Annotated in this window: 5 protein-coding genes; all 5 read right to left on the bottom strand. The window is 72.4% G+C overall.

The window, feature by feature from the left end; translation table 11 throughout:
• Positions 1-245: 245 nt before the first annotated feature.
• The 5 genes from AC068A_RS33235 to AC068A_RS33215 all read right to left on the bottom strand — a co-directional run bounded on the left by AC068A_RS33235 (position 246) and on the right by AC068A_RS33215 (position 7,828).
• On the bottom strand, positions 246-1,346 hold the full coding sequence (locus tag AC068A_RS33235) for a bifunctional DNA primase/polymerase (protein WP_478589996.1): 1,101 nt from the start codon (positions 1,344-1,346) through the stop codon (positions 246-248).
• A gap of 1,670 nt (positions 1,347-3,016) precedes the next feature.
• Positions 3,017-4,309, bottom strand: a complete 1,293-nt coding sequence (locus AC068A_RS33230) for a lipase (RefSeq protein WP_478589995.1) — start codon at positions 4,307-4,309, stop codon at positions 3,017-3,019.
• 250 nt (positions 4,310-4,559) lie between these two features.
• Positions 4,560-5,117, bottom strand: a complete 558-nt coding sequence (tpg, locus tag AC068A_RS33225; protein ID WP_478589994.1) for a telomere-protecting terminal protein Tpg — start codon at positions 5,115-5,117, stop codon at positions 4,560-4,562.
• Positions 5,118-5,127: 10 nt separating this feature from the next.
• Positions 5,128-7,308, bottom strand: a complete 2,181-nt coding sequence (gene tap / locus AC068A_RS33220) for a telomere-associated protein Tap (protein WP_478589993.1) — start codon at positions 7,306-7,308, stop codon at positions 5,128-5,130.
• An 85-nt stretch (positions 7,309-7,393) separates the two neighbouring features.
• Positions 7,394-7,828, bottom strand: a complete 435-nt coding sequence (locus tag AC068A_RS33215; protein ID WP_478589992.1) for a dihydrofolate reductase family protein — start codon at positions 7,826-7,828, stop codon at positions 7,394-7,396.
• Positions 7,829-8,101 lie beyond the last annotated feature (273 nt).

Genomic DNA, 8,101 nt, shown 5'->3' with positions numbered 1-8,101 from the left:
GTACCGGGGCCGCGTCCGCCTCATCCGCCGTGCGGGGGGGGGGGGAGGGGGGGGGGGGGGGGGGGGGTCGGGGGGGGGGGCCCCCCCCCCCCCCCCCCCGCGCCGGCCGCGCTTGGCGCTGCCGGCGGGCGGCTTGTCGCCGGGTGTGTCTCCAGGGGGGTCGGTGTCGGCGGGGGAGTCCGTGCCGAACGCGGCGAGCTGTTCCGCCGCGGCCTGGGCGTTGAACCCCGTGCTTCCGGCGCTGCTCATGAACGTTCCTTGGGGTGGATGGGTCGGTGGCTTCCGGCGTGGAGACCTGTTTCGACGATGAGGCGGTTCCGCTGCGGCTGGTGGGGTCGTGCGTGGTCCGCGGCTTCGAGGAGCAGTCTGCGGCACTCGTCGGGGTCGAAGTGGCCCGCGGCGGCCAGCCCGCCCGCGGTGAAGGCGGCCCGGTTGAGCTTCTCGCTGAAGGCCGTTCCCGCGGGGCTGTCCCCGCAGGCGCGCACCTCCTCGATGAGCGGGCCCAGGATGCGCTGTCCGGCCCGCCCGGGGGCCGGACGCCCCGAATCCCGCGGAAGCCTCTGAAGGGCCGCCACAGGGCCGCCTGACGGCTTTGCAGGGCCCGTCTCGACCAGGTGCCCGGTGCGGGCGAGTTCGGCCGACAGCCACAGCGGCAGGGCCGCGGGCAGCCGTGCTCCGGGCAGCGCCTCGTACACACCGGCGGTCGTACGCGTCGTGGGCGCCACGATGTAGCCGCCCACGGACCGGACGTCGACCTGCCAGGCGAGCGCGACCTTGGGGCTCGATCCGCTGGAGGACCGGAACCGCGGACCGTCCTTGGGGGCCCGGTACCAGATGTGCATGCCTCCGGAGGGCGTACGGACGCGCAGGGTCGACGTGTCCTCACAGGGGTTGGGCCGGGACCGGTACGCGGCCAGGAGCGCCAGGGTGTCGAACCCGCTCTCCAGCCCGGTCAGGTCCACCTGGTCGTCGACGGGGATGCCGGGCAGCAGCCGCCGACGGTCGGGCAGCGCGGCGGGGTGCGCGTCGACGTCGATGACCACGAGCCGGGCCGGGCCGCAGGAGACCCCGACGCCGAACCCCGGCTCGCTCTCCCACCAGCGCAGCACCGTACGGAGGTCCGTGGTGGCGGCGTGGAAGCCGTGGCACCAGCGGCCCCGGGCGCGGCAGGGGCATTCCTGCAGGGGGTGCTGGCCGCTGCGGCAGTCGGGGCAGTTCGGTGCGGGCGTCTTGGTCCCCGGTGCCAGCGGGTGCACCGGGTAGCCCCGCAGCGCCAGCCAGGCGGCCACGTCCTGTGCCGTCCTGCCACTCTCACCGTGTGGCAGGTTCTCGGAATGGACGGGCACTGGCTCTTCCTTGACGCATTGTTAGCGGCGGCTGCTCCGGTCCCGGGGCTGTTCCCCGAGGAGGCTCCTTGACCTGCGCCTCAGGGACCAGAGGGACTGAAGATTCACTATGCCGGAGACTACCCCAGAGACTGCCGCAGCTCGGGATGCAATCTCTTCAATATCTGAAGTTCAGTCCCTTCAGTCCCTCAGTCCCTGGCATTTTCCAACCGGTTTGTCAGGAGAAGCCCCTTATCCGAAGCCGGTCCGCACCCGGGCGTGTCGCAACGGGGCCCCTGCCCAGCCCCACAACGCCTGCTCCGGTCCCTCCGCGCCCCTCCGTCCCCTTCCTCCGACACCGCCCCCACCCCTCTCGCCGGAGCCGGACTCACTCTCACCCACCCACCGCACCCATCCAGGGACCCCCACCCATCCACCCACCCCCACCGCCAGTCCCTGGTCCCTCCGACGACCGGACCCACAGTCCCTCAGCCCCTTTCAGTCCCTGCGCCCGGCGAGGGCCCCCAACCCGCCTCCGGAGCCGGGCCGACCGCCCCAGGGTCTGAACCGGCCGGATTCGCGTTCAGTCCCTGCTCATTCAGTCCCTGGACAAAACCGCAGGTCAGAGCCCTCCCCGGCAAGCCTCAGGGACTGAAGGGACTCAGAATTCCTATTTCCAGCCTTTACGTGCGTGCGTGTATGCGCGCCTGTAAGTAATCAGTAGGTAGTACTGGATATGCGTGAGCGGCTCATAACTAGAGATTTCAGTCCCTTCAGTCCCTCTCAGTCCCTGCCCGAGCCCCCGACCTGCAGGTTTACGCAGTGACCGAAGGAACAGGGACTGAAAGGCGCTCACCGGGCTTCAGTCCCCCCGGGACGGGGGAGGGGGTACCGAGGGAGGGGGGTTGACCCAGACGCCCCGAGATCCGGCAAGACGTCCACCCGCGTCCTCACCGGCGCAGCCACCGGCAGGAAGGGATCCCCGCCCGGCACCGCCCGCCTCCTCGGCGTCACCCGCGACCTGCACGCCAACTCCCGCCAGATCAAGGCCCCCCACCAGGCACGCCTGGTCATGGGCATGGTCCGCACGTTCTGCCACACCACCGGCCGACAGGTGACGGCCCGGCACACGGAACGGGTCAACGGCCTGGACGACCTCGGACCGGCCAGGAGGACCTGGCGCGCGCACCCTGCTCCCGTATCCGCACCGGGCGTGGGAGGACATCTGCTCCCTCGACGGCCGGCTGAGGTCCGAGCATGACCACTACACGAAGCTGCGGGCGCTGACCGAGCCGCAGCCGGGGGCCGATTTCGTCCTGCTGGACGAAGCCCAGGACACCAACCGCCCGGAACAGGTCGCCCGGGACCGGCTGTCCCCCCAAGGAGGCGGCGCAGGCCACCGTCTCCGCCGCACACAAGGCCAAGGGCCGCGAATGGCCCTCCGTACGCGTCGAAAGGGCCTCCTGGCGCCCTCGGTCGACGACGACGGCCTGCAGCGCCCGCTGAACCCTGCCGAGGCCCGCCTGACCTGCCTCGCAGTCACGCGCGCAGGCCGCTTGCCGGACCCGGACAGCATCGCCTGGATCGACGGCTACGAGTCCACGATGGGGTCCGCGGGCGGCGACGGCACCGCGGCCGGGGGCCCCGGCCCCGGCCGAAGAAGCAGGGACCCCGGAGCCGGGTCGTTCCCGTCACTGCTTGCGCAGCTCACCGAACCAGCGCACGATCGCCGAGGTGGCCGTGACATTGGAGCCCAGGTGACGGGATCCGTGGTGGTCGGCATCGCCGAGATCGACGACCGGAGCGTGCACGCCATTCCTGAGCAGAGCTGCCTGGCAATGCTCGGTGTTGGCCGTGGCGGCCTGCTCGTCCCCGGTCGCCATGTAGAGCCGGATCGGGGCACGGGGGGCCCAGTCGGTGCACACGGCGTCGGTTGTGCGCAGCGCCGCCGCCAGTGGCCCCGTCGGATGCGCGAGCATCTCGCGGCCGTGCTCGGTCAGCAGCTCGTCCAGCGCGCCCGGGGTGCCCCGCATCAGCTGCTCCCCCGTGTGGGCGCCGTCGAAGAGCGCCTCGACGGTACTGTCGTAAGGGGCGCGGAAGACCTCGCCAGGGCTGTCGTAGATGTGGTGGAGCCGGTTGAACGCCACCAGGGTGTACGCCGCGTACAGCACACTCGACTTGGGTTCCAGCCTGCCCTCGAGCAGCGCGGGCAACTCCGCGCCACCGAAGTCGTACGCGCCGCTGACCGGTGCCAGCGCGCCCAGCCTGAACCAGCGGTCCTCACCCGCCTCCAGAGACCGGCCGAGCCCCAGCGCCGCCGAGGCGCCCTGCGAGAAGCCGGTGACCATGACCTCGCGCTCCAGCACATGTCCGGTGCGGGGCGCGAACGCGCGGGCCGCCCGCAGCATGTCCAGGGATGCCGTGGTCTCGGAGCCGATGTCCATCCAGGGGTGTAGACCGGGTCCCTTGCCCATCCCCAGATAGTCCGGCGCGACCCCCGCGGCACCGGCCGCCGCGTGCGCGATCACCGGCGCGGACACGAACTCGCCGCGCTGCATGGACGGGGAATCGTCCTTGTGACTGCCGGTGCCGTGCGCGAAGGAGACCGCCCGCAACCGTCCCTCGCTGTTGAGCGGCAGCACGAACAGCCCGCTTGCCGTGGTGAGCCGTCCGTACGCATCGACGGTCCGGTAGACCAGCCGGTACGCGACCACGCCGTGCCGGACGGTGTCGGCTGTGAACCCGGCCGCGCCGAGCTCGGCGGCCACGGCCTGCGGGGTCGCGAGCGTGTACAGCTTCTCGGCGGAGACCAGCATGCCCCGGCCGTGCACCCCGTGCTGCGGCTGGGCACGGGCGGCGGGCGAGGTGGCGGCGGTGGCGGTGGCCGGCCCGAACAGCAGCAGCCCGCAGCAGACGGCTGCCGCGGTGAGACCGCCGCGGTACCGGGTTCCGCTGCGCGCCGATGTTGTGGCGGAGATGGCCATGAGTTCCCCCAGATGTGGCTCGACGAACGCCCGCTCATCCTCATGCCCTGCGATCTTCGACGCACTGGTGCAGGCCCCCGGGGCCTCCTGGTGGCTGCCCCAGTTCGCGCTACCGCCCCGAAGACGGCCATCGCCACCTGGTGTCCACAGGTGCGCTGCCCCGCCGCAACCATCGTGCTCCGGCTCACGCACCTGTGATCCGGCTACCCGACCACAGCACCCAACGGGTTCCGCTGCCCCGTGGCGCGTCCTACAGCTCGAACTCGACGTGCTCCAGGTCGGTGTATTCGACGAGCAGGCCCTGAGCCCGGCGGCCGTGGTCCTTGAAGTAGGTCTCTTGGAGGCCCTCGGCGGCGATTTGCCGGAGCTGCTGCTCGGTGGCCCCTGCCTCCTGGGCCTCGAAGAGGCGGCCGGCGAATGCGGGCGGGAGCGCCACGGTGAGGTGGCGCAGGCGGGCGTCGTCGGTGGTGCCGGGGGCGGCGGTGTAGCCGAAGCGGGCACGGGTGTCGATCATGATGCCGCCGGTGGTGGCGGCAGCCTTCCTCGCCTTGGCCCGGACCTGCGGCTGCCACCGCCGCTTCACCTCCCGCTCGATGCGGGCGGCGAGTTCCGGGCGGGGGTGCCTGAGCTGGTCCTTCACGTACCGTTCGACGGTGCGCTGGCTGATGCCGAGCAGCCGGGCGACGTCCTTGGTGCGGCCCTTGTACTGCTTGACGAGGTAGCGCACCTGGGCGCCGGCGCTCTTGGGGATGGGGCGGGTGAACGCCCGTTCCAGTGCTTCTTCGAGTCCTTCCCCGACCGTGGGCATCGGGCTCTCCCTACTCTCCGTTGTCCTTGGCGGTGATCTGGCCGTCCTTGATGTAGCGGGCCAGGTTGAGTTCGCTTCCGTACTCCTCGCGGACGCCTTCGGCCCACAGCACGGTCTGGGTGCCCTCGTGCTTGACCATGCCGGGAGAGACGCCCAGTTGGAAGCAGCCCTTGAGGGGCTTGCCGCCCTCGTGGGGGAGGACGTCGAGCGGGCCGGGCCCGTCGGAGGCGTACACGACGCAGTCGGACAGCACGGCGACCGGGAAGCGGCCGGTGGCGTCGGCGAGTCTGAGCATCTTGCGGTGCATGTTGGTCCGCGTACGGGAGATGACGGCCGCACGGATGTCCGGGCGCCAGGTCGGCCGCAGCAGCGCCGGCCAGGGCTGGCCCGGGCGCCAGCCGCCGCCCCGGGGCCGTTCGCGGAGCTTGCCGATGCCGCCCTTCACGGTCGCCTTGATCGCGGTGAGGACCAGCGCGAGGTCGGGGTCGACCTGCCGGTGCCGGGCCATCGCGTCGAGGAAGGCCTGCGGTTCCATGCCGGTGGTGACGCCGAGGTCGGCCATGGTGGCGACGTAGGCGTCGCGCAGCCGCTGGTACCAGGCGTCCAGGTACCGGCCGGTCTCCTTGCGCAGGTAGCCCTCGACAGGGCGGACGTCGTAGCCGAGCTCCACCGCGTACGCGACGGTCGGGGTGGCGTACCAGGCCGGCCCCTGGGGCCGCTCGCCGGTCGGGGTGAACGGCGACGGCAGCCGCGGGTCGAGCTCCACACCGGAAAGATCGACCAGCCAGGATCCGGGCACCTTCGCGTCGAAGACGGGCCGGGTGACGTGGGTGGGCGCGCCGAGGCCGACGACGGCGCCGTTCGCGCCCGCGGCGAAGGCCATGTTGACGTCGATGCCGACCACGTACGGCTTGAGGCACTCCTCGTCGGTCAGCGGCCGGGCCCAGTCGTACGCCTCCTCCAGCAGGACCTCGGCGGGCCCGCGCTGGTGGAACCGCGGCAGGTGGGCGAGCAGCGGATGCCCGTCCGGGGCCTCCGGCGGCGCGCAGTCCACCGGCTGGCTGCCGAGCGAGCCGGGGTTGTACTCACTGTGGCGGCGGCCGTCGGCGTCGGGCCGGCCGGCCCGCGTCGGCGGGTGCAGGGCGGTCATCAACTCCAGGCCGTTGACCGCGGTGGACCCGCGCGGGGTGATGACCCGGCTCGCATATGTACCCAGCAGCCGCGCGAGCTCGGCCGGCGGCAGCTCGCCGGCCCGGCCCCAGGACCGGCTGTCGAGGGCGTCCCAGCCCAGGATGCACAACTGGACGCAGGACCGCTTGCCGCCCTGCGCGGGCCGGTAGATCCGCGCCCACGGCCCGAGCCCGCGCCGCGTCAGCTGCCACTGCGCCTTCGCGAGCTGCTTGACGACCTTGTGGCTGTCCGGCAGCCGCCCGGCATGCCGCTCCTCCTCGGACAGCCGGGGCGGCAGCCCGTACCGCTCGGCGGCGGCATCCGTCAGCACGAGCAGGGGATCGGCGTCGCGCCCGTTCGCATTCAGCCGCGAGGCACCGAGGCCGGCCTCGCCGAGCGTCCACTCCACCAGGGCCGGAAGCGTCTTGGCGGGTACGTCCAGCACCAGACCGCCGGTGCAGTACGCGACCACCCGCCGGTCGGCATCGGCGTCGACGACGGCGAGCGGCCCGTGCGGATACCGCGCATCGGCCGCGACCGGCGCCCCGGACGCCTCCCGCCCGCCACGCGGCGGCGGGGGAGGCGCCGAGTGACGGACAGGAGGCGCCTTGGTCGCCGGGGGAGCCGGCGGTACCTGGGGAGCCGGCGGTACCTGGGGAGCCGGCGGTACCGGGGGAGCCGAGGGGGTCGAGGGGGCCGGGGGAGTCGCTTCCACGGCCGGCGGGGCAGCGGAGACGACGCTCTCGACCACGGGGACGGTCTCGACGGCGGGGAAGCGCTCGGCCAGCCCCTCCAGCAGCCGGGCATACGCGGCACGCTTCGGCGGGCGCGGCTCGGTCCGGCCGGCCTCCCAGCCGCTCACGGTCTCGCGCCGGGTCTGCAGGGCAGCCGCGATCTGGTCCTGGCTCAGCCCGGCGGCCTCCCGCAGCCGCTTGCGCTCGGCCGGCGGCGGCAGGGGATCCTGGGCGACCCGCTCGAGCAGCGCATCTACCGCACTGAACAGCTCGTTCTCCGTAGACACAGAGATCACCTCCGCGTTCACCCTATCCAAAAACCGGCCGCAGATCACACGCGAATCAAACGCGGATCGCACATGTCGGTCTCGGTTACTGCCGACCGAACCGCGTAATCGTGACGTCGTTGTCGAACGAGACCCGGTCGACGACTCCGAACAGGGTGGGATTGAACTCCCCGCTGAACACCGGGATCCCGGAGCCCGCAACCACGGGGTAGCTCTTGATGATCAGCTCGTCGATCTCCGGCAGCAGTGCGCCGGCAAGGCGGCCGCCCCCACACAGCCAGATGTCCTGCGGCCCCTCCTCCCGCTTCAGCTCGCGAACCAGAGCCAGCGGATCCGAGCCGACCACGGTAACGGCAGGGTCGGTGTCGGGCGCCAGCGTGCTCGACACGACGTACTGCCGAAGGTGGGCGTAAGGACTGCTGAAGCCCGCCTCCAAACCGGGCCGGTAGCTCCCGAGCCCCATGATGACGGTGTCGAAGCGCCGATTGGGCGCGTCCGCCAGGCCCTGGGCGTCACGCATGGGGGTCGGGACGGTCTCGGGGTAGCTGGCTTGACCGGTGGGGGCGCAGTGCGGCGTTGGTGCTGGCCGGCCGAGTGGACCGAGGGCCGCGGTACCCCGGCACGGGGGCGCGGTGACCCTTGCGTGTCGCCACGAGTGCGCCGGAATCGGTCGGCGGCCCGGGACGAGGGGGCCGGGGCCGGTGGCATGGCGGACCGCATGGAGTGCAACGGGGTGGCGCCGACGGGCGGGGACGGGCCCGGTCAGGGGTACGGGTGTGCGCCGATTGGCGCG

It is taken from the genome of Streptomyces sp. NPDC043854, from assembly GCF_056436005.1.
Note: the sequence above shows the minus strand (reverse complement) of the source record. Positions and strands in the feature narration are given on the sequence as shown.